The sequence below is a fragment of the Nocardia pseudovaccinii genome (genome assembly GCF_050942345.1).
Taxonomy (GTDB): domain Bacteria; phylum Actinomycetota; class Actinomycetes; order Mycobacteriales; family Mycobacteriaceae; genus Nocardia; species Nocardia pseudovaccinii.
Genome location: NZ_CP192074.1, coordinates 2604276 through 2623399, shown reverse-complemented (window position 1 = coordinate 2623399; position 19124 = coordinate 2604276). Strand labels below are relative to the sequence as shown.

At 65.7% G+C, this 19124-nt stretch carries 18 protein-coding genes; 7 read left to right on the top strand and 11 right to left on the bottom strand.

Features of this window, described 5'->3' with window-relative positions; translation table 11 throughout:
• The first annotated feature begins 103 nt into the window (after positions 1 to 103).
• The 3 genes from ACQPZ2_RS11900 (at position 104) to ACQPZ2_RS11890 (ending at position 2420) form a co-directional block, all read left to right on the top strand.
• Positions 104 to 1285, top strand: a complete 1182-nt coding sequence (locus ACQPZ2_RS11900; RefSeq protein WP_433525591.1) for an MFS transporter — start codon at positions 104 to 106, stop codon at positions 1283 to 1285.
• A 285-nt stretch (positions 1286 to 1570) separates the two neighbouring features.
• Positions 1571 to 2038 carry a hypothetical protein gene (locus ACQPZ2_RS11895; RefSeq protein WP_433525590.1) on the top strand — a complete coding sequence of 156 codons (468 nt, stop codon included), beginning with the start codon at positions 1571 to 1573 and terminating at the stop codon, positions 2036 to 2038.
• A 250-nt stretch (positions 2039 to 2288) separates the two neighbouring features.
• Positions 2289 to 2420, top strand: coding sequence for a hypothetical protein (locus ACQPZ2_RS11890; protein ID WP_433525589.1), 132 nt, complete (start codon positions 2289 to 2291; stop codon positions 2418 to 2420).
• 1 nt (position 2421) lies between these two features.
• Here the strand turns inward: ACQPZ2_RS11890 and ACQPZ2_RS11885 are convergent, their stop codons facing one another.
• From ACQPZ2_RS11885 to ACQPZ2_RS11870, 4 genes are all read right to left on the bottom strand, one after another.
• Positions 2422 to 3003 carry a Uma2 family endonuclease gene (locus ACQPZ2_RS11885; RefSeq protein ID WP_433525588.1) on the bottom strand — a complete coding sequence of 194 codons (582 nt, stop codon included), beginning with the start codon at positions 3001 to 3003 and terminating at the stop codon, positions 2422 to 2424.
• Between the two features lie 78 nt (positions 3004 to 3081).
• Positions 3082 to 4089 (bottom strand): 3-isopropylmalate dehydrogenase, encoded by a 1008-nt coding sequence (locus ACQPZ2_RS11880; protein ID WP_063042911.1) that lies wholly within the window; start codon positions 4087 to 4089, stop codon positions 3082 to 3084.
• 171 nt (positions 4090 to 4260) lie between these two features.
• Positions 4261 to 5859: a phosphoglycerate dehydrogenase gene (gene serA, locus ACQPZ2_RS11875; protein ID WP_063042912.1), complete on the bottom strand. Its 1599-nt coding sequence runs from the start codon at positions 5857 to 5859 to the stop codon at positions 4261 to 4263.
• A gap of 671 nt (positions 5860 to 6530) precedes the next feature.
• The gene (locus ACQPZ2_RS11870) at positions 6531 to 8030 is read right to left on the bottom strand and encodes a hypothetical protein (protein WP_433527396.1); all 1500 of its coding nucleotides are present in this window, start codon (positions 8028 to 8030) and stop codon (positions 6531 to 6533) included.
• A gap of 87 nt (positions 8031 to 8117) precedes the next feature.
• Between ACQPZ2_RS11870 and ACQPZ2_RS11865 the strand changes: the two genes are divergently transcribed.
• The gene (locus tag ACQPZ2_RS11865) at positions 8118 to 8936 is read left to right on the top strand and encodes a nucleotidyltransferase domain-containing protein (RefSeq protein ID WP_433525587.1); all 819 of its coding nucleotides are present in this window, start codon (positions 8118 to 8120) and stop codon (positions 8934 to 8936) included.
• Positions 8937 to 8947: 11 nt separating this feature from the next.
• Here the strand turns inward: ACQPZ2_RS11865 and ACQPZ2_RS11860 are convergent, their stop codons facing one another.
• Positions 8948 to 9439, bottom strand: a complete 492-nt coding sequence (locus ACQPZ2_RS11860; protein ID WP_433525586.1) for a winged helix-turn-helix transcriptional regulator — start codon at positions 9437 to 9439, stop codon at positions 8948 to 8950.
• Between the two features lie 103 nt (positions 9440 to 9542).
• On the opposite strand from ACQPZ2_RS11860, the gene ACQPZ2_RS11855 reads away from it, so the two are divergent.
• Positions 9543 to 10187: a dihydrofolate reductase family protein gene (locus tag ACQPZ2_RS11855; RefSeq protein ID WP_433525585.1), complete on the top strand. Its 645-nt coding sequence runs from the start codon at positions 9543 to 9545 to the stop codon at positions 10185 to 10187.
• 67 nt (positions 10188 to 10254) lie between these two features.
• Here ACQPZ2_RS11855 and ACQPZ2_RS11850 read toward each other — a convergent pair whose 3' ends face one another.
• From ACQPZ2_RS11850 to ACQPZ2_RS11825, 6 genes are all read right to left on the bottom strand, one after another.
• Complete coding sequence (locus ACQPZ2_RS11850; RefSeq protein ID WP_040693519.1) at positions 10255 to 10458, bottom strand: cold-shock protein; 204 nt, start codon at positions 10456 to 10458, stop codon at positions 10255 to 10257.
• A gap of 425 nt (positions 10459 to 10883) precedes the next feature.
• Positions 10884 to 12740: a 3D-(3,5/4)-trihydroxycyclohexane-1,2-dione acylhydrolase (decyclizing) gene (gene iolD, locus ACQPZ2_RS11845; protein ID WP_433525584.1), complete on the bottom strand. Its 1857-nt coding sequence runs from the start codon at positions 12738 to 12740 to the stop codon at positions 10884 to 10886.
• A complete protein-coding gene (locus tag ACQPZ2_RS11840) occupies positions 12737 to 13522 on the bottom strand; it encodes an ATP-binding cassette domain-containing protein (protein ID WP_433525583.1) in 786 nt (261 codons plus the stop codon). The genes iolD and ACQPZ2_RS11840 overlap by 4 nt, the downstream gene beginning before the upstream one ends.
• Positions 13519 to 14571: an ABC transporter permease gene (locus ACQPZ2_RS11835; protein ID WP_433525582.1), complete on the bottom strand. Its 1053-nt coding sequence runs from the start codon at positions 14569 to 14571 to the stop codon at positions 13519 to 13521. Before ACQPZ2_RS11835 ends, ACQPZ2_RS11840 begins: the two co-directional genes overlap by 4 nt.
• A 13-nt stretch (positions 14572 to 14584) precedes the next feature.
• On the bottom strand, positions 14585 to 15592 hold the full coding sequence (locus ACQPZ2_RS11830) for a sugar ABC transporter substrate-binding protein (RefSeq protein ID WP_433525581.1): 1008 nt from the start codon (positions 15590 to 15592) through the stop codon (positions 14585 to 14587).
• Between the two features lie 10 nt (positions 15593 to 15602).
• Positions 15603 to 16520, bottom strand: coding sequence for a TIM barrel protein (locus ACQPZ2_RS11825; protein WP_433525580.1), 918 nt, complete (start codon positions 16518 to 16520; stop codon positions 15603 to 15605).
• A gap of 261 nt (positions 16521 to 16781) precedes the next feature.
• Between ACQPZ2_RS11825 and ACQPZ2_RS11820 the strand changes: the two genes are divergently transcribed.
• On the top strand, positions 16782 to 17786 hold the full coding sequence (locus ACQPZ2_RS11820) for a LacI family DNA-binding transcriptional regulator (RefSeq protein WP_433525579.1): 1005 nt from the start codon (positions 16782 to 16784) through the stop codon (positions 17784 to 17786).
• A gap of 27 nt (positions 17787 to 17813) precedes the next feature.
• Positions 17814 to 18827 carry a Gfo/Idh/MocA family protein gene (locus tag ACQPZ2_RS11815; RefSeq protein WP_433525578.1) on the top strand — a complete coding sequence of 338 codons (1014 nt, stop codon included), beginning with the start codon at positions 17814 to 17816 and terminating at the stop codon, positions 18825 to 18827.
• The last annotated feature ends 297 nt before the right edge of the window (positions 18828 to 19124 follow it).

The window sequence follows — 19124 nt, the reverse complement described above, 5'->3', positions numbered from 1 at the left end:
CAGAACCACAGCGGAATCCGCTTGCCCACTGGGTGTACGGTGAGACGCGATGTTCACACAATGAGAACTCATTCCCATATTTTGAGATTCCGAGGTGAGGCCGATGGCTACGACCGTGACGCAGATGCGCGACGTCCGACGGTGGTCCATGCTCGGCCTCGGCGTGTTCGCACAGGCCTCCAGCGCCGTCTTCATCCACGGGGTTCCATTTCTTTTGCCCGCGCTGACGGCCAGTGGCATGCCACTGGCTACCGCGGGTCTGCTCGTGGCCATGCCGACGGTCGGCCTGGTATGCACCCTGATCGCCTGGGGATATGTTGTGGACCGGATCGGCGAGCACAAGGTGCTGGTCGGCGGACCACTGCTGGTATTCGGCGCGGGCGTCGCGGCGGCTACCGTCACCGACCACGTGCTGCTCGGCGTATTGCTGTTCCTGGGCGGCGTCGGCGCGGCGAGTACCAACGGGGCAAGCGGCCGGGTGATCGTCGGCTGGTTTCCGCCGCAGCGGCGCGGACTGGCCATGGGTATTCGACAGACCGCGCAGCCCATCGGCGTCGGCATCGGCGCGCTCAGCATTCCGGCCGTCGCGGCCGCGCACGGGGTCTCCGCGGCCGTTCTGGTGCCCGCGGCAATGGCGGGCGTCGCCGCACTGGGCTGCCTGATCGGGATCGTCGATCCGCCACGGCCCGCGGGCGCGGCGGCGGATCGAGCCAACCCGTATCGCGGTGATTCAACGCTGTGGCGCATCCATGCGGTGTCGGTGCTGCTGTGCATTCCCCAAGGGACCGTATGGACTTTCGCACTATTGTGGTTGCACAGTGACGTTGGCTGGTCGCTGCCCGTGGCGGGCGCTCTGGTGACCGGAACCCAATTCCTCGGCGCCATAGGACGAATCGGCGCGGGCACGTGGTCCGATCGCGTCGGCAGCCGACTGGGACCGCTGCGCACCGTCGCGATCGCCGCCGTAATCTCCATGGGCGCCTTGGCTTCGGCCGCATGGACGCACGCGTGGTGGGCCGCGATTCCGCTGCTGATCGCCGCATCGGTCATCACGGTCTCCGATAACGGTCTGGCGTTCACCGCGGTCGCCGAAATCGCCGGACCATTCTGGAGTGGACGCGGACTCGGCATCCAGAACACCGGCCAGAACCTCGCAATGGCCGCCATACCACCGGTTTTCGGCGCGCTGATCACCGCCAGCGGTTTCCCCGCCGCATATCTGTTGGCCGCCACGCTGGCGATGGCGGCGGTTCCGTTGGTCCCCACTGATCGACGATCTGAATAACTGCCCCTTAGGAATTCGCGCCCGCTCCGGTTCGCCGGGGCGGGCGCGATGCATCTGCGTCGGGGCCGCCTCCGGAGGGAATCACGGATTCAGATCGCGCTGCGCCGCAGGATCGAAGCCGATCCGAGGAGACGTTATCCGCCCGATCGTCGACCGAAGGGCGCCGAAATCTGGCCGGTCCTAGCAATAGGCGCCATCCCCTAGGCCAAGCAATGGATTCACACCTCCAACCAACGATGTAAATCCAGCCTTGACAAGGCTGTGGCGTCAAGCCAGGCTTTACATATGTCCAATGAACAGCAGCGCGTAGACCCGCAGGACGAGCGGGCGATGCTCGGAAAGTTGTTGTCCGCCAATGCGGAACTGGTCGTGGGCGTGCTGGGCCCGGAGGAGGGCAGGCCCAGCGTGCCGGTGCTCGCCGCGCTCACGGCGACCCGAAATCTCAGTCGACTCGTCGACGACATCCTGCACACCCTGGCCCGGCAGGCCCGCGAAGAAGGCCACACCTGGGCCGAAATCGGCGATCTCCTCGGCACCTCCCGCCAAGCGGCATTCCAACGCTTCAGCGGCCCGATGCCCCCGATGGGCCCGTTCCCCACACCCCCGATTCCGCCCACACCCCCGATGCCGCCCAACCCTCCCATTCCCCCGACACCACCGGGATTCCCCACCCCGCCGCACATGCCACCCAGCCCACCCCCGATGCCCAACCCACCCGACATGCCAAAGCCTCCGACCCCACCGACCCGTTGATCCCTGTTTCACCGAATCCCCTTACGACAAAGGAGATAATCGTGCCCCCAAGACTTCATCCCCCACCCGCCCGACGCACCGACACCGCCGAGCCCCGCGGCATCGCCCAACTGGCAGCCACCCAACCTTTCAACCCGACGCACAATCACAATCCACCGATGAGCAGCTGACCGAGCTAGGACCAGCGGTTGCCGAATCCGTCAGTGCGGCAGCCACTGTCGTCGAACAGCAGCATCGAGCGGTCGCCGGTGTGGTGTTCGATGCCATCAAGCCGATCGCCGAGCCCGCGGCGCAAGTCCACGAGGGCATCGCGGTCGCCATCCACGGCTCGATTCGCGGCAGGGCCACGGCGGTCGGCAGCGCGCTGACCGAGCGGGAATAGGTCAGATCTCGATCAAGGCGGCCGGATCGAAACTCACCCGAAACGGTGGATCGGCTCGGATCGCCGCGGTGAACACGGTTCCTGCGGTCACCGTTGGATGGGCGCGAAAAGCGCCGTCCGCGAGCAGCATTCGGTGGATCCGGACCTCCGGATGATGCTCGACTATCCAGTACTGCGGAATCTCGATGGCCGCGTACTCGCGAACCTTCCTGACCCGATCGGTGCGTTCGCTGCCGTCGCCCGGCGCAACGATCTCCACGGCGAGCAGCACCTCCGTGCCGGAGAGCAGCCTGGGCATTTCGGCGATAATCGCCGCCCGCGCAACATCTCTCGGGATCACCACGATATCGGGCTTGCGAATGCCGCTGGGCGTGTTGACTTCCCAACCACCGCCGATACATACGTGCACGGCGGCCCCACCGGCCGCGATATCGATGAGCCGCCCGAGCCGCTGCACCACGAAATCGTGGCGCGCACCGCCCGCGACCGCGATCAACCAGCCGTCCTCGAGCTCGAACCCCTTACCGCCGTACGGTAAACGATGCAGATCCACATCGGTATACGGTCCCCGACGCTCGCTCATCGGACTCCCTCGCGTTCCTGCGAAGCCGAAAGGCCCGCACTCGAACTCGCTCGAGCGCGGGCCATCAGGCAGAACAGGTCAGACCGCCGCGGCGATCCGATCTCCGATCTCGACGGTCGAGGCCGCGCCGCCGCGCGACACGAGATCCTTGGCGACCGCCGCTTCGATGCGAGCGGCACCTTCGGTGTTTCCGAGGTGGTTGAGCAGCAACGACACCGACAGAATCGCGGCGGTCGGATCGGCCTTGGACTGCCCCGCGATATCGGGGGCACTGCCGTGCACCGGCTCGAACATGCTCGGGTTGGTTCCGGAGGCGTCGATATTGCCGCTGGCCGCCAGGCCGATTCCGCCGCTCACCGCGGCCGCGAGGTCGGTGATGATGTCGCCGAAGAGGTTGTCGGTGACGATCACATCGAAGCGGCCCGGGTCATTGACCATGTGGATGGTGGCGGCATCGATGTGCTGGTAGGCGGTCTGCACCTCCGGGAACTCCGCCGCGACCTCGTCGACTGTGCGCTGCCACAGCGAACCGGCGAAGGTCAGCACATTGTTCTTGTGCACCAGCGTCAGGTGCTTGCGCCGGGCCTGCGCCTTGGCGAAGGCGTAGCGGACTACGCGCTCGATGCCGAAGCGGGTGTTGGTGCTGACCTCGGTGGCGACTTCGTGTGGGGTCTCCACCCGGATCGCGCCGCCGGTGCCGGTGTAGGGGCCCTCGGTGCCCTCGCGCACGACCACGAAGTCGATATCCGGATTGCCCGCGAGCGGACTGGTCACGCCCGGGTACAGCTTCGACGGACGCAGGTTGACGTGATGATCCAGCGCGAACCGGGTGCGCAGCAACAGTCCGCGCTCGAGCACACCGCTGGGCACCGACGGGTCGCCGATCGCGCCGAGCAGGATCGCATCGTGCTGCTTCAGCTCCGGCAGCACCGAATCCGGCAGAATCTCACCGGTCGCGTGGTAGCGCCGTGCGCCGAGGTCGTATTCGGTCTTCTCGACGCCCGGCTGCACCACGTCGAGCACCTTGAGCGCCTCCGCGATGACCTCGGGGCCGATCCCATCACCAGCGATAACAGCAAGCTTCATAACAACAAGGCTCCGTTCAGTATTGCCGACCGCCACGGTACTTCGTCCCGCACCGCACGCCGCTGCCGGGCAGGCAGCGCAGCCCGGCAGTCACGGTGCGCGGCGTGACATGTCATGCCCGGCACAGGTGACGGCGCCGCGCACGCTCGACGTACGCGGCGCCGGTAGTGGTCAGAACAGGTCGACCAGGACGATCTTGGCCGCACCGACGGATTCGGCGATCGCGGCCTGGACGTCGGCGGGGACTTCGCGGGCCACACGTAGAACCACGGTCGCGCCCTCCTTGTCGACATCCTGGCTCAGCTGCGCGGCGAGGATGTCGATGTCGGCCGCACCGAGCTTGGTGCCGATCTTGCCGAGCGCGCCCGGCTTGTCCTCGTAGTTCAGCACGGCCAGGTTCAGGCCTTCGGCGCGCATGTCGTAGTTGCGGCCGTTGATGTTGACGATCTTCTGCACCTGCTGCGGCTCGGTCAGCGTGCCCGCCACATTCAGCGTGCTGCCGTCGCCGAAGACCGCGCGCAGGTCGACGACGCTGCGGTGGCTCGGGCTCTCCGAAACCTTGGTGACCTCGGCGGTGATGCCGCGGTCCTTGGCCAGCGCGGGGGCGTTGACGAAGGTGACCTGGTCCTCGACCAGCGCGGAGAAGATGCCGCGCAACGCCGAAAGCTCCAGCACCGCAACATCTTGCGCGGCCAGCTCGCCACGCACCTGCACCTCGACGCTGACCGGCAGCTCATTGGACACCGCACCGAGCAGGTGGCCCTGCTTGCGCACGATCTCCAGCCACGGCGCGACCTCGTCGCCGACGGTGCCACCGGTGACATTCACCGCACCCGGCACGAATTCACCGGCCAGGGCCAGCAGCACGGACTTGGCGACATCGGTGCCCGCGCGGTCCTGCGCCTCGGCGGTGGACGCACCCAGGTGCGGGGTCACCACAACCTGCGGCAGGTCGAACAGCGGGCTGTCGGTGCACGGCTCGGTGTCGAATACATCCAGACCGGCGGCGCGCACGTGACCCGACTTGATCGCGTCGGCGAGCGCCTGCTCGTCGACCAGCCCACCGCGTGCGGCGTTGACGATGATGACGCCCGGCTTGGTCTTGGCGATGGCTTCCTTGCCGATGATGCCCTTGGTCTCCGGGGTCTTCGGCAGATGCACCGAGATCAGATCGGCGCGCTCGAGCAGCTCGTCCAGGGGCAGCAGTTCGATGCCGAGCTGGGCGGCGCGGGCCGGGGAGACGTAGGGGTCGTAGGCGATCACCTTGGTCTCGAAGGCGGCGAGACGCGCGGCGAAGAGCTGGCCGATACGACCGAGGCCGACCACACCGACGGTCTTGTCGAAGATCTCGACACCGTTGAACTTGCTGCGCGCCCAGGTGCGCTCGCGCAGGGTGGCGTCGGCGGCCGGGATCTGGCGGGCCGCGGCCAACAGCAGCGTGACGGCGTGCTCGGCGGCGGTGTGGATGTTGGAGGTGGGCGCGTTGACCACCATGACGCCGCGCTCGGTGGCGGCGGGCACATCGACATTGTCGAGGCCGACGCCGGCGCGGGCGACGATCTTCAGGTTCTTCCCGGCCTCGAGCACTTCGGCGTCGACGGTGGTCGCCGAGCGGACGAGGAGGGCATCCGCCTCGGGCACCGCGGCCAGCAGCGCGGGACGGTCGGGGCCGTCGACCCAGCGGACCTCGACACCGTCACCGAGCGCGTCGACGGTCGACTGGGCGAGCTTGTCGGCGATCAGAACAACAGGGCGGCCTGCTTGGCTCACTGTGGGGTACTCCTGGGAGGAAAGGGGGTCGGCAATTACCGCGCACCAGCTTAGTTGGCCGGAATCGGTCGCGGCCTACCCCCCGGTAGGCGGGTGCCTCAACATGAAGGAAGGCCCCGCACCAACGGTGCGAGGCCTTCCCTCGTCGTACGCCGTCACCGCGGCGTCCACGCGGTCGAAACCATCGACCGAGACAGCGCTATCAGCCGCCGAACGAACCCGTCCACAGGGTGTTGAAAATACCGTGCAGAGCAGCGCTACCGGTGGAGAACAGGCCGTCCAGAGCCGCGGAACCGGTGTCGATGATAACGGGGATCATGAAATTTCCTCTTCGTCGAAAACAAATCCAGTCGAACTGGCTGACACATGGCACATCGGGGCATACACAAATACGGTTACGAAATTCCGACATATTGTGACGCAGACTACATATTGCATTTCATTGTGATCTGGACAACCGACCAGCACGCCTCTGATCAGGCCATATGCGCATGAACGCAGGTCGGAAGCATCTTTTAGAGCTGTAATTATCTCCGCAAAGGAAGCTTTCTGAGAGAACTCTGAGAAAATATGCGACATCCACCGAGATCTATCCGAGATAGGCCCGGTGGAACCCCGGCAACTTTCGGACACAGCAGACCGCACTGCCGCAATATCGCGAGTCAGCGGTATTAGTCGCCGCGATACATCAGATACGGGCGCGCCAAGATCAGCGCGACAGCAAGCATGGCGCTACCGAAATACACCGGGAGCAGATGCACGAACGCGGTGTAGTGGATGAAGAAGTGGATGACCAGCGCACTGGCCGAACCAGCGACGGCCGCACCGAGCAGCGTCCACCACACCCACGCCTCCCCCTGTCGCCAACCCCACAGTCCCAGTAGCACGATCGCCACCGCCGTCGCCATCAGCGCGCCGCCGAAGCCGGCCCGGTCGTGCGCGATGAACGGCAGCAGGTGCGCGTTGGCGGATTCCAGCGTGGCCGCATCGGTGTGCATGAACACGAGATCCGTCGGCACGAATACGAAGGTCAGTCCGACGGTCGAGATGACGACGCCGCCGATGAATACACCCACCCCGGTCGCGAGCAGCAGCAGCTGGCCCACGAGCGCACGCCGCCTGATCCACTCGGGGCACTCTCGCGGCACCGTCCAATACGGCGTGGTCGGCTTGCGCCACACCGCGAGCAGGAACATCGGGAACAGCACCACTGCCGCGGTGACGTGCAGTGGCTCGACGAAGCCGATCACCAGGAAGTAGAACAGCGTCGGAAATCCGATCAGGCCGGAGAGCAGATACGCGTTGCGGGCCCAGACGCGGCCCAGCCGTATGCCGCCCCAGGCCAGGCCGGTGTACAGCACGCCGATCGCGATCATATTGCCCGCCATGGTGATTCGATCGTGCTGCAGGAAATGCACCAGGTGGTGGTTGATTTCGTGCAGTCCGTCCACGTCCGTGCCGAGGTAGTCGCGGTCGTACCAGAGCAGTACGGGCCCCAAAGTGATTGCCGCCGCTCCGATTCCGGCGACGATCATGCCGATGCCGACCAGTAGGCCCCAGCACCACGCGGGCCAGCGGCGTGGGTCCAGCGGAACCTCGCGCAGGGTCGGTGGCGCCGGTGCGGTCGGTTGCGCGGCCTCGATGACGCGGTTGAACCAGCCGGGTCCGGCGGCGATCAGCACCGCGGGGGTCGCGAGCACGGTGGCGGCGCAGTCGGCCAGGGCCGTCAGCGCGGCGGCGATATCGGGTTCGGTCAGGTAGTGCCGATCGGCGGGTTCGCCGACGATCACCTGATCGACGTGCGGCTCCAGTTCCGCGCCCACCTCGGGGTCGTCGACGAGCGCGATGACCCGGCACCGGCGATCCACGGCGGCGGCACGCACTGCCGCGATATCGTCCCGGCCCACCGGCCCGACCTCGACGATCGCAGCGCCCTGCACCGGCAGCACCCGGATGGCATGCCGCGCGACCTGAACCGGAACCCGTGCACCGAATCGCTCAGCCCATTCGGCGGGCAACCGCGGATGGTCGAAAACGCGCTCGATCGCCCGCCCGCCGCCCGGCAGCGCGATCAAACCCGACAGCAACCGCAAGGCCAATAGTTGCGCGCGACGCTCCCCGACCAGGGCATTCGCCATCGGGCGCAACGGGTGATAAGTCCAGTCCGGCACGACGCTCATCGTCACACACCCGCAGTCGTCGCGGCAGTACGAAAACGGCTGGTCCGCTATGTCGGAGCCGAACTACGATCACCGATCATGTCCCTGCGCGCGATTCCGGCTTCGATGGACCCGATGGTGGTCGGGTCGATCGATGCCGAACTCGATCGGATCGAGCACGCGCATCGGGTGTCGGTGCCGCTGGCCATCGAAAGCGGCAGCCGGGCTTGGGGATTCCCATCGCCCGATTCCGACTACGACTGCCGGTTCGTCTATCTCGCGCATATGGACACCTACCTGTCGCCATGGCGGACAAGGGATGTCATCGAGACGCCGCTGGTCGGCCTGCTCGATGTGAACGGCTGGGATCTGGCCAAGGCGCTGCGGCTGCTGGTGAACGGCAACGCGGTGCTGATCGAATGGTTGATGTCGCCGATCGTGTACCGCGGCGACGATCGATTCCGTACCGAATTGCGTACGGTGGCGGCGGAAGTCGCCGATCGCAACCAGGTGGCCCGGCATTACCTGCATCTGGGCAGCAGGCAGTGGGCGCTGTTCGAGCACCATCGGTCCCTGAAGAAGGTGTTCTATGCACTGCGGCCCGCGATGGCCTTGCGTTGGCTGCGTGAGCATCCCGATGCGGCGGTGGCACCGATGCATCTGCCTTCGCTGCTGGAGCAGTGCGAGTTGCCCGGCGAGCTGGTATCGGCGATCGCCGAGCTGACCGAGCTGAAGTCGCGAACCCGTGAAATGGGTAGCGGGGCAGTGCCGGTCCCGATCGCGGAGTTCATCGCGGCCGAATTCGACCGTGCGGCAGCTGCTTTCCCGAAGACGCGCGACCGGGACATGGATCGGGCTCGCGCGGTGACCGCCGACTTCTTCCGCCAGGAAGTCCTGGCCGCTGCAGAAGGGCTGTAGCCAGCTCTACATCACTCGGCGACCGCGGCAGCGTAGGCGCGCGCCAACCGGTCGGTGGCGGTCGGGGCATCCGGATCGGGACGCGGAATCCCGAGGTGCGACTCGCGCAGTTCGTCCATGAACTCGGCCCAGAGCTGCGGCCCGCCCTCCTCGAGGAGTTCGGCGCGTACGCGCAGGCGTTTCGTCGTCGGGCGGTGCCGGAGCCCCCATGCGCCCAACTGCGCCATGATCGGCACCAGTTGGATCGCGGGCTCGGTGAGCCGGTACTCGGCCTTCTGACCGGGACGGGTGTCCTCACGACTGAGCAGTCCGGCCGCGACGAGGCGCTTGAGCCGGTCGGAAAGGATATTGGACGCGATCCTCTCCTCCGATCCGGCCAGCAGCTCGCGGAAGTGGCGGCGATTGCCGAACATCACGTCACGCAGCACCAGCAGCGTCCACCGATCGCCGATCACCTCGATGGTCGCGTTGATCGGGCAGCCCGAACGTCCCTCGTCGCGCATGCGGCGCTCCTTCCGTCGACATTGCTGCTTGCATTCTACAACCAGTTGCGCTTAGCTTGTACACAAGCAGTTGCAAAATGCAATCAGATTGGAAGAGAGAATCATGGCCAAGTTGCGCGTACACAACATCGCGATATCGCTCGACGGCTACATCGCCGGACCGAATCAGGGACCCGAGAATCCGCTCGGCGAGGGCGGGCTGCGGCTGCACGACTGGGTGTGGGCCACGCGCTACGCACATCAGATAGACGGCGCGAACACCGGCGAGACCGGCGTGGACAACGATTTCATGGTCGCGGGCGATGCCGGTATCGGCGCAACCATCATGGGGCGCAACATGTTCGGCCCGATCCGCGGCCCGTGGGCCGATCACGAATGGCAGGGTTGGTGGGGCGACAACCCGCCCTACCACCACGACACCTTCGTGATGACCCATCACACGCGACCATCGCTGCCGATGACGGGTGGCACGACGTTCCATTTCGTGAACGAAGCGCCGGAAGAGGTTCTGCGCCAAGCATTCAAGGCCGCGGACGGTCAGGATGTGCGGCTCGCGGGCGGCTCATCGGCGATCCGGCAGTTCCTGCGCGCCGGTCTGGTGGACGAGATGCATCTCGCGGTAGTCCCGCTTCTGCTCGGCGCGGGCGAGCGACTCTACGACGATCTCGGCACCCTGCCGGGCTACCAGATCAGCTCAGTACTGCAATCCCCCGCGGTCACCCATGTCACCTTCACCAGGAGCGCCTGAATATCCCCCGAAAACGACGAGAGGCCCGCACCCCCTGCCGGGTGCGAGCCTCCTAAGTCACGCTTGATCAGATAGCGCGGACGTCCTGGGCCTGCGGGCCCTTCTGGCCCTGGCCGATCTCGAACTCCACGCGCTGGCCCTCTTCGAGGGACCGGAAACCCGAGCCGGAAACGGCCGAGTAATGCACGAAGACGTCAGGGCCGCCTCCGTCTTGAGCGATAAAGCCGAAGCCCTTCTCGCTGTTGAACCACTTCACACTGCCTTGAGCCATGTTCTTTACTTCTTACTTCCTGTTGATGAGCCGAGCAGATCACTTCGATGAGCCCGATCTCTCGATCAACAATGCCATCATCCGACGAATTCGGCCACATCCAGCAGTGGTAACTGTGAGCAAGCCGACGTTGGCGCAGCGCTGTAGTGACGGACGCAACACCGGTTGCGAAGGACTGGCTATCCGGATCACAAAGCGCTCGCCGCGCATAGATCGGCCGGTCAGCGCACACTTTCGGCTACCCGCGCGAACACTGCCGGAATCCCAGCAACTACACCGGATACAGACGCCGGACCGAAGCTAAGAATTCGCAAAGAAAATGCGCGACTTCGGTCTTGGATGTGCACTAAGTGGTCGGTTTTCAGTTATGCGACCGTGACCAAGTGTGCCACACGATCGTCATAAAGATGGAATTTCAGGCCTGACTACTCCGCGGATTCGGCTCTGTTCAGGTAGCGCACCTGCACCGCCTTGGCCTCGTCGTACGCCGCGCGGCCCGCCAGCTGCTCCGGCACACCGACCTCCCACCACGCGCCCGCATCGGTCCAGGCGGACGGCTGGGTGCGCACGACCACCACGGCCGGACGGGATTCGCTCAATGCCGCCGCCCTGGCCCGCGCGTATGCGCCGCGGAACTCGGTCAGATCGGTCGCGGTGAATACCGCGCAGCCCAATGATCTTGCGTGGCTCGCGAAGTCGACGCGGGGCGGTTGTGGGTGGTTGGTGCGACAGTCGGCGTAGAAGTTGTTGAAGGGGTCACCGCCCTGTCCCTCCTGGAGCCGGGCGATCACCGCGTAGCCGTCGTTGTCGCAGACGACCGCGACGAACCGGTGGCCCGCGAAGGCCGCGGAGAACAGTTCGGAATTGAGCATCAGATAGGAGCCGTCGCCGAGCATGGTGGTGACCAGGCCGTGCACATGCGCCATGGCCGCACCCCAGGCGCCCGCGAGTTCATAGCCCATGCAGGAGAAACCGTACTCGACGTCCATGGTTGGCACGGTGCCGGTGGCCCGCCAACCGCCGATCAGCTCGCCGGGCATACCGCCCGCGGCGGTCATGACGTAGTCGTCCGGTGCGCTCAATTCGTTGACGACGCCGACGATTTGGGCATAACTCGGGGTACCCGGGGTAGGCGCGCGCAGCTTGTCGATGTGAGCGTCCCAGGTGGTCCGCAGTCCTTCCGCGCGGTCGGACCACGCGGCATCGACCTGCCAATTGACAAGGAGCGCAGCCAATTCCGATACCGAAACGGCGGCGTCACCCACGACCGCGAGCGCGCCGTGCTTCACCGCGTCGAACCGGGCGGTGTTGATGGTGATCAACCGGACGTCGGGCGCGAAGACGGTCCAGGACGCCGTGGTGAAGTCCTGTAGTCGGGTGCCGATGGCCAACACCAGATCCGCCTGTGCGGCAAGGGCATTGGCCGATCCGGAGCCGGTCACGCCGAGCGGACCAGCGTACAGCTCGTGGTCGTGCGGTACGAGAGTGCGGCCAGCCGTCGTTTCTGCTATCGGAATCTCGTGCCGCTCCGCGAATTCCAGTATCAGCCGACCCGCACCCGAATAACGCACACCGCCGCCGAGGACCAGCAGCGGACGTCGGGCCGATCGCAGTGCCCGTGCCGCCTCGGCCACCACCCGCGAGTCCGGGCGCGAACGCGTGATTCGGTGCACGACCGGCTCGAACAGGGTATCCGGGAAGTCGTAGGTCTCGGCCTGGACGTCCTGTGGCAGTGCCAGTGTCACCGGGCCCACATCGGCCGCATCGGTCAGTACGCGGGCCGCCTGGGGCAGGGTTGCGATGAGTTGTTCCGGGCGGGTGATGCGGTCGAAGTAGCGGCTCACGGCGCGGAATGCGTCGTTGACGGTAATGGTCGGGTCACCGAAGTGTTCGACCTGTTGCAGCACCGGATCCGGTGCGCGGCTGACGAAGGTATCGCCCGGAAGCAGCAGCAGCGGAAGACGATTCGCGTGGGCGACGCCAGCCGCGGTCACCATATTCAGCGCGCCGGGACCGATCGAGGACGTCGCGATTCCGACCTGACGGCGGTGAGTCGCCTTGGCCAGACCGATCGCCGCCAGGGCCATCCCCTGTTCGGTGTGCCCGCGCCAGACCGGGATTTCATCGCGACGCTCGGACAGGGCGGTGCCGAGGCCGAGCACATTGCCGTGCCCGAATATCGCGAATGTGGCCGGGAACAACGGTACTTCGCGCCCGTCGAAGGTCTCCGAATGCTGGGCGACCAGCCAGCCGACCAGTGCCTGCGCCGTTGTCAGCTTCACGGCGTCACCACGCGTTGCAATTCGTGCTCCAGCGCGTCCAATTCGGCGCCACCGGCCATTTGCCGGGTCAGCTCCGGCAGGTCGATCTCCGACTTCTCGTACGAGCCGAGCATCGCACCGCGTTTGAGCAGCAGGAAGCGGTCGCCGACCGGATAGGCGTGATGCGGGTTGTGGGTGATGAGAATGACTCCGAGCCCACGATCCCGCGCCTGCACGACGTATTTCAGTACGACACCGGCCTGTTTCACGCCGAGTGCCGCGGTCGGTTCGTCGAGGATGAGCACCCTGGCCCCGTAGTGCACCGCCCTGGCGATCGCGATGCACTGGCGTTGTCCGCCCGACAGCGTGCCCACCGGCTGTTCCATATCGCGGATCTCGATACCCATGTCCGCCAACGCCTCTCGTGCGATATCGCGGCCCTTGCGACGGTCCAGCAGCCGCAGCGGACCGTATCCGACCGTCGGTTCGGAGCCGAGTACGAAATTGCGCCAGACACTCATCAGCGGCACCACCGCGAGATCCTGGTAGACGGTCGCGATGCCGTGGTCCAAAGCCGCACGGGGCGAGGACAATCGAGTCGGCTGGCCGTCCAGCTTCAGTTCCCCGCGATCGTGCTGATGCACACCGGCGAGAATCTTGATCAGCGTCGACTTGCCCGCACCGTTGTCGCCGAGGATGCAGGTGACCTGTCCCGCATTCACCACGGTCGAGACGTCGCGCAGCGCGACGACACCGCCGTAGCTTTTGCCGATATCGATTGCTTCGATCAATGGTGTCGTCATCGCCGTACCCTTTCGGCTCGCTTCTTGAATATGTTGTTGACCAACACCGCGGCCAGCAGCAGCACGCCGAGGAACAGCATGAACCAGTCGCTGTCCCATCCGGCGAAGACGATGCCCTGTCGCGCCATGCCGAAGATCAGCGCACCGATCGCGGCGCCGATCGCCGAACCGAATCCACCGGTCAGCAGGCAGCCGCCGACCACCGCCGCGATGATGTAGTGCAGTTCCAGCCCGACGCCCTGATTCGCCTGCACGCTGGAGAACCGGAGAATGCTGCAGGATCCGACGACCCATCCGGCGAAGGCGGTGGTCATGAAGAGCAGGATCTTCGTCCGATCGGCCGGGACGCCGACGGCCCGCGCACTTGGTAGCGCACCGCCCACCGCGAAGATCCAGTTGCCGAACTTGGTGCGCACCAGGACAAGTGCGGCGATCGCGGTGAGCGCCACCCACCACACGACCGATGCCTGCAGATGGGTATCGCCGATATCGAGTGTCGAGGCGAAGACCCAACCGGCCGAGTTGTATCCGTCGGCGCCGCGAATGCCAGACACCTGAACAGTTCCGGTGACCAGGCGGGTCACGCCGAGATCGAGGCCTTGTAGCGCAAGGAAAGTGCCGAGGGTGACGATGAAACTCGGCAACCCCGTTCGCATCACGAGCCAGCCGTTGAACGCACCGACCGTGAGCGCGAACAGCAGCGAAACCAAGAGCGCGAGCCAGACATTCCAACCCGCGTGCACCGCGAGCAATGCGGTGACCAGTGCGGTGGAAGCAGTCATGACACCGGCGGACAGGTCGAATTCGCCGCCGATCATCAGTAGCGCCACCGCGACCGCCATGATGCCGAGCGTGGACGAATCGTCCAGCCAGGTCGCGATGCCGAGCGGGCTGAGGAAGCGGTCGGTAATGATCGAGAAGAATACGAAGACGAGTGCGGCGCCGAGCAGTGCGCCGATCTCCGGTCGCACCACCATCCGCTGGAAGAGCGACGGTCCGTCCGGTGGAGTACTCGGAGTGACCTCGGAAGTTTTTGTGGCAATAGTCATTTCATCCACTCCCTCAGCGCATGCCCAGTGCCACGCGGGCCGCCACGGCCTCGACATTGTTCTTGTCGACGAAGGCGGGACCCGTCTGCACCGGTGCGCCACCACCGACCGAGTTCAGATTCGTCCGGTACAACTGCAGCAGGACAATCGGCAGATAGCCCTGCTCGTACTGCTGCTGGTCCACGGCGAACAGCAGCTTGCCCGCCCGAATCGCCTCGACCACATCGGTATTCAGGTCGAAGGTCGCGACCGTCGCGGACGATTGCGATTCCTTCACTCCGTCCACCGCGCGGGCGGCGACCTGTGAATTCAGCGTCAGCACGGCGTCGATGGACCTATCCGCCTCCAGCGCGCCCTTGATGCGGGACTGGGCGTCGGTGGGATTGTTGATGTCCACCTGCAGCGTGGTGCCGTTGCCGAAGGCCTTCGTCGCGCCGTCACAGCGCTGATTGGCCCCGATATTGCCCGCCTCGTGGATCACGCACAGCAGCTTCTTGCGGCCTGCGTCGGCGAGGCGCTTACCCGCGGACTGTCCGGCCAACGTTTCGCTCTGTCCCACATGGCCGATCGCACCGAACTTGGCGCTCTCGCTCTCGCCCGAGTTGATGGTCACCACCGGAATGCCCGCCGCCACTGCCTTTTCGATCGAGGGCCGCAATGCCTCTGGATTCGCCATTGACACGACGAGACCGTCTACGCCCTGTGCGACGGCGTTATCGATGAGTTTGGCCTGCTGGCCGGGATCGCCCGAGGAGTTGTATTCGACGCGGACGCCGAGGTCCTTGCCCGCTGCCTCCGCGCCGTTCTTGACGACATTCCAGAAGGCGTCGCCGGGGCTGCCGTGCGTCACGACCGCGACGGAGCCCAATTTGCCATGGGCGACCGGGGATTGGGTCGGCGCTGGGACGTCCGCGCCCGGACCGGTACACGCGGCGAGGAGGGTGGCCGCGGCCAGCCACGGCAGTACGCGGCGGGATCGCCGCCACCATGCCGTGCGTATTTCGAGCGACATCGTTGTCATCACTTCCCATCTAGATTCGGGCCCAAGGGGATCGGGGTGAGCCCAGCGCGGCACCTATGCCCGCAAGGTGGATCAGACTGCGGGCGGCGTCGCGGCTCGGCTGTTCTGCCGAATCGTCGGGGCGCAATGCCGTGTCCTGTTCGATGACATACCAGCCGCGGTAGCCCGCGGCGTGCACGCTGCGCACCAGGGCCTCGATGTCGATATCGCCCTCGCCGAGCGGAACGTAGATGCCGCGACGGACGGCATCGCTGTATTCCATTGCGCCGCCGCGCACTCGGTCGGCGATGGCTTTGCGCACATCCTTGAGATGGATATGTCCGATGCGTTCTGGACAGCGCTGTGCGAGGCGCACCGGATCGGTGCCGCCGATGAGCAGGTGGCCGGTGTCCAAGCAGAGGTCGAGATCGGAATCGGCGAGGAACCGGTCGACTTCGGCTTCGCTCTCGACGTAGGTGCCGACATGGGGATGCAGGGTGGTGCGCAGTCCGAATTCGGCGGCGAGATCCCGGATGGCGGCGGCGGTTTCGATCAGGGTCCGCCACTCTTCGTCGGAAAGTGCTTGGCGCGTGTCGTATCCGTCGAGGCCGGTCGCGGCCGCGAGGACGATCACCTCCGCGCCCGTCGCGGCGAACAGCGCGGCGTTCTCGCGGGCGTTCTCGATTGCTTGCTCCGGGGCACGGTGCAGCGGGAGGGCCAGGAAGCCACCGACCGAGGTGATGTCGAAATCAGCTAGCAGCGACCGCAATTCGGCTGGATTGCGCGGTAGGTAGCCGGGTGGGCCCAGTTCCGTCGCGGCGATGCCGAGCCCGGCCATCTCGGTGAGAACGGTTCGCGCGTCGAGCACATGACCCCAGCCGGGGACTTCGCAGACTCCCCAGGAGATCGGCGCGGCCGCGATGCGCAGCGGATAGCGGGGTTGGGTCATCCGAGCTCTCCGACCTTCGGTGTCGATCGACGTATGGCGCTATTGGAGCGCTCCAACTATGTAACGTAGGTCATACTGTGTCAAGTACTGCACCGGTCGCTGTTTTATCGCTGCTACCTGCGAAAATTGGCGCTTCCAGCGGAAATACCGGGCGCTCGCGGTGGCAAAATTGTCGGATTAGAGCGCTCTATTGATTAGCCTTGGCCGACCTTGTAACGTCCGACACTGCAGGAGGACGGTGGGATGCGGAACGGAGGCGATATGGCTCGACCGACCATGGAGGATGTCGCCGCCCGCGCCGGGGTGTCCCGCGCGCTGGTCTCCCTCGTCATGCGCAACTCCCCCAAGGTCAGCGAACATCGGCGCCGCGCGGTGCTGGCGGCCGCGAAGGATCTCGGCTATCAGCCGCACATCATGGCTCGGTCCCTGGCCAGCCGGACCTCCAACATCATCGGCGTCATGGTCTCCGACCTGCACAATGCGTTCTTCGCCGATGTGGTGGAGGGTATGGACGCGGCCGCGCAGGACGCGGGCGTGGAGTTGATCCTCAATACCGGACGCCGAAGCGCCGCCCGTGAGCGCACCGCGCTGGAGAGCCTGCTGTCCTTCCACCCCGGCGGCATCATTCTGCTCTCACCCGTACTGCCGGTGGCGGCCATCCGCGACGCCGCCGAGAAGTGCCCGATCGTGCTCATTTCGCGCAGCTCCACCATTGCCGACGTCGATACCGTCAATGACGACGGCGAGCTCGGCGCCGCACTCGCCGTGGATCATCTGGTTTCGCTCGGCCACCGCCGGATCGTGCATCTCGACGGCGGCGGCGCCTTCACCGCGGCCTCGCGCCGTCGCGGCTACCGCGCCGCAATGGCGCGAAATGGGTTGGAGCCCATGATCATCGCCAGCGAGCACACGGACTCCGGTGGTATCGCCGCGATCCAGAAGCTGCTGAACCTTTTCTCCCGCGACAACTTTCCCACCGCACTGGTGTGCGGCAACGACTTCAACGCCGTCGGTGCGATGTCGGCACTGGAAGAGGCCGAGCTCTCGGTGCCGCGGGATGTTTCGGTCGTCGGCTACGACAACACCTCACTGGCCGCGCTGCGACATGTTTCCTTGACCACCATCGATCAACCGCGCATTCAGATGGGCCGCTTGGCAATCGAAGCGCTCATCGAACGGCTGCGCGACGGTCGCACCGAACCGGTGCGCCGCCGTTTGGAACCCGCCCTGGTCGTGCGTGCGACGACCGCGGCACCACGCGACTGAACCGCTATTTCACCCGAAGGAGAGCCGATGACATCTGCACTCACCATGGGCCTGGCCGGTGTCGGCCGTATCGGCACCTCCCATGCCGAAACGCTGAAACACCTGCCCGGTGTCGACACCGTCATCGTCGCGGATGCCGACGCCGAACGCGCCTATGCCGCCGCGGGAAAGCTGGGTGTGGAAGCGGTCGCCGACATCGATGTCCTGCTCGCCTCTCCCCTCGACGGCCTGATCATCGCCACGGCTACCGACTCCCACCCCGAACTCATCACCCGCGCCGTCGACGCGGGCATCCCCGTCTTCTGCGAAAAGCCGGTAGCCGCCGACATTCAGGGCACCCTCGACGTCATCGCCCACCTCGAGAACTCCACCGTCCCAGTCCAAATCGGCTTCCAACGCCGCTTCGACGCAGGCTACCGCGCCGCCCGCGATGCCATCGCCTCCGGTTCCCTCGGCTGGCTGCACACATTGCGTGCCACCACCCTCGACCCCGCTCCCCCACCGGCCGAATATGTTGGACGTTCCGGCGGGTTGTACCGCGACTGCGGGGTTCACGATTTCGACATAATCCGCTGGGTTACTGGGCGCGAGGTGGTCGAGGTCTATGCGACCGGCGCCAACCGCGGCGAGGAATTCTTCACCGCCGCGGGCGATGTGGATACCGCCGCGGTCTTACTGCGCCTGGACGACAACACTTTGGCAACCGTCTCGCTCAGTCGCTACAACGGCGCAGGCTACGACGTTCGCCTCGAAGCCCTCGGCTCCCTCGGAAATGCCGTCGTCGGGTTGGACGACCGGGCACCGTTGACTTCCGTCGAACCCGAATACGTCCCTTCGAGTTTGCCCGCATACCCCGGATTCATGGAACGGTTCCGTCGGGCGTACACCGATGAACTCGCGGCGTTCTTATCGGTCGTGTCTGGCCAACTCGCCAGCCCCTGCACACCTGCCGACGCACTCGAAGCGTTCTATATCGCTGAGGCATGCGAACTTTCGCGACACGAAAATCGGCCAGTTGCGGTGACCGAAGTACGCCGCTGACAGGTCCGCGTCGTCTGCGTCGCACTGGGCACCCCAACTGAATCGACAATCACCGGGAATCCCTGGCGGCATCGTCCGAGCAGGACCTCCACCAGTTCCCGGTGACGTTGATCCGGCTAGGCGCTCGCGCGGCAACCTCACCGAGCGGCGCTGCAGCAACACCGTCCTCGGCTCGGGTCGCGTGCAATTCGGTGCTCCAGCTGCCGCCGTCGCGCAGCAGCGAACGGCCGGACACACCACTCGACGAGTACGTGCAATGGAAACTGGCCATACGCATTACACAAACCGAGCGGTTGA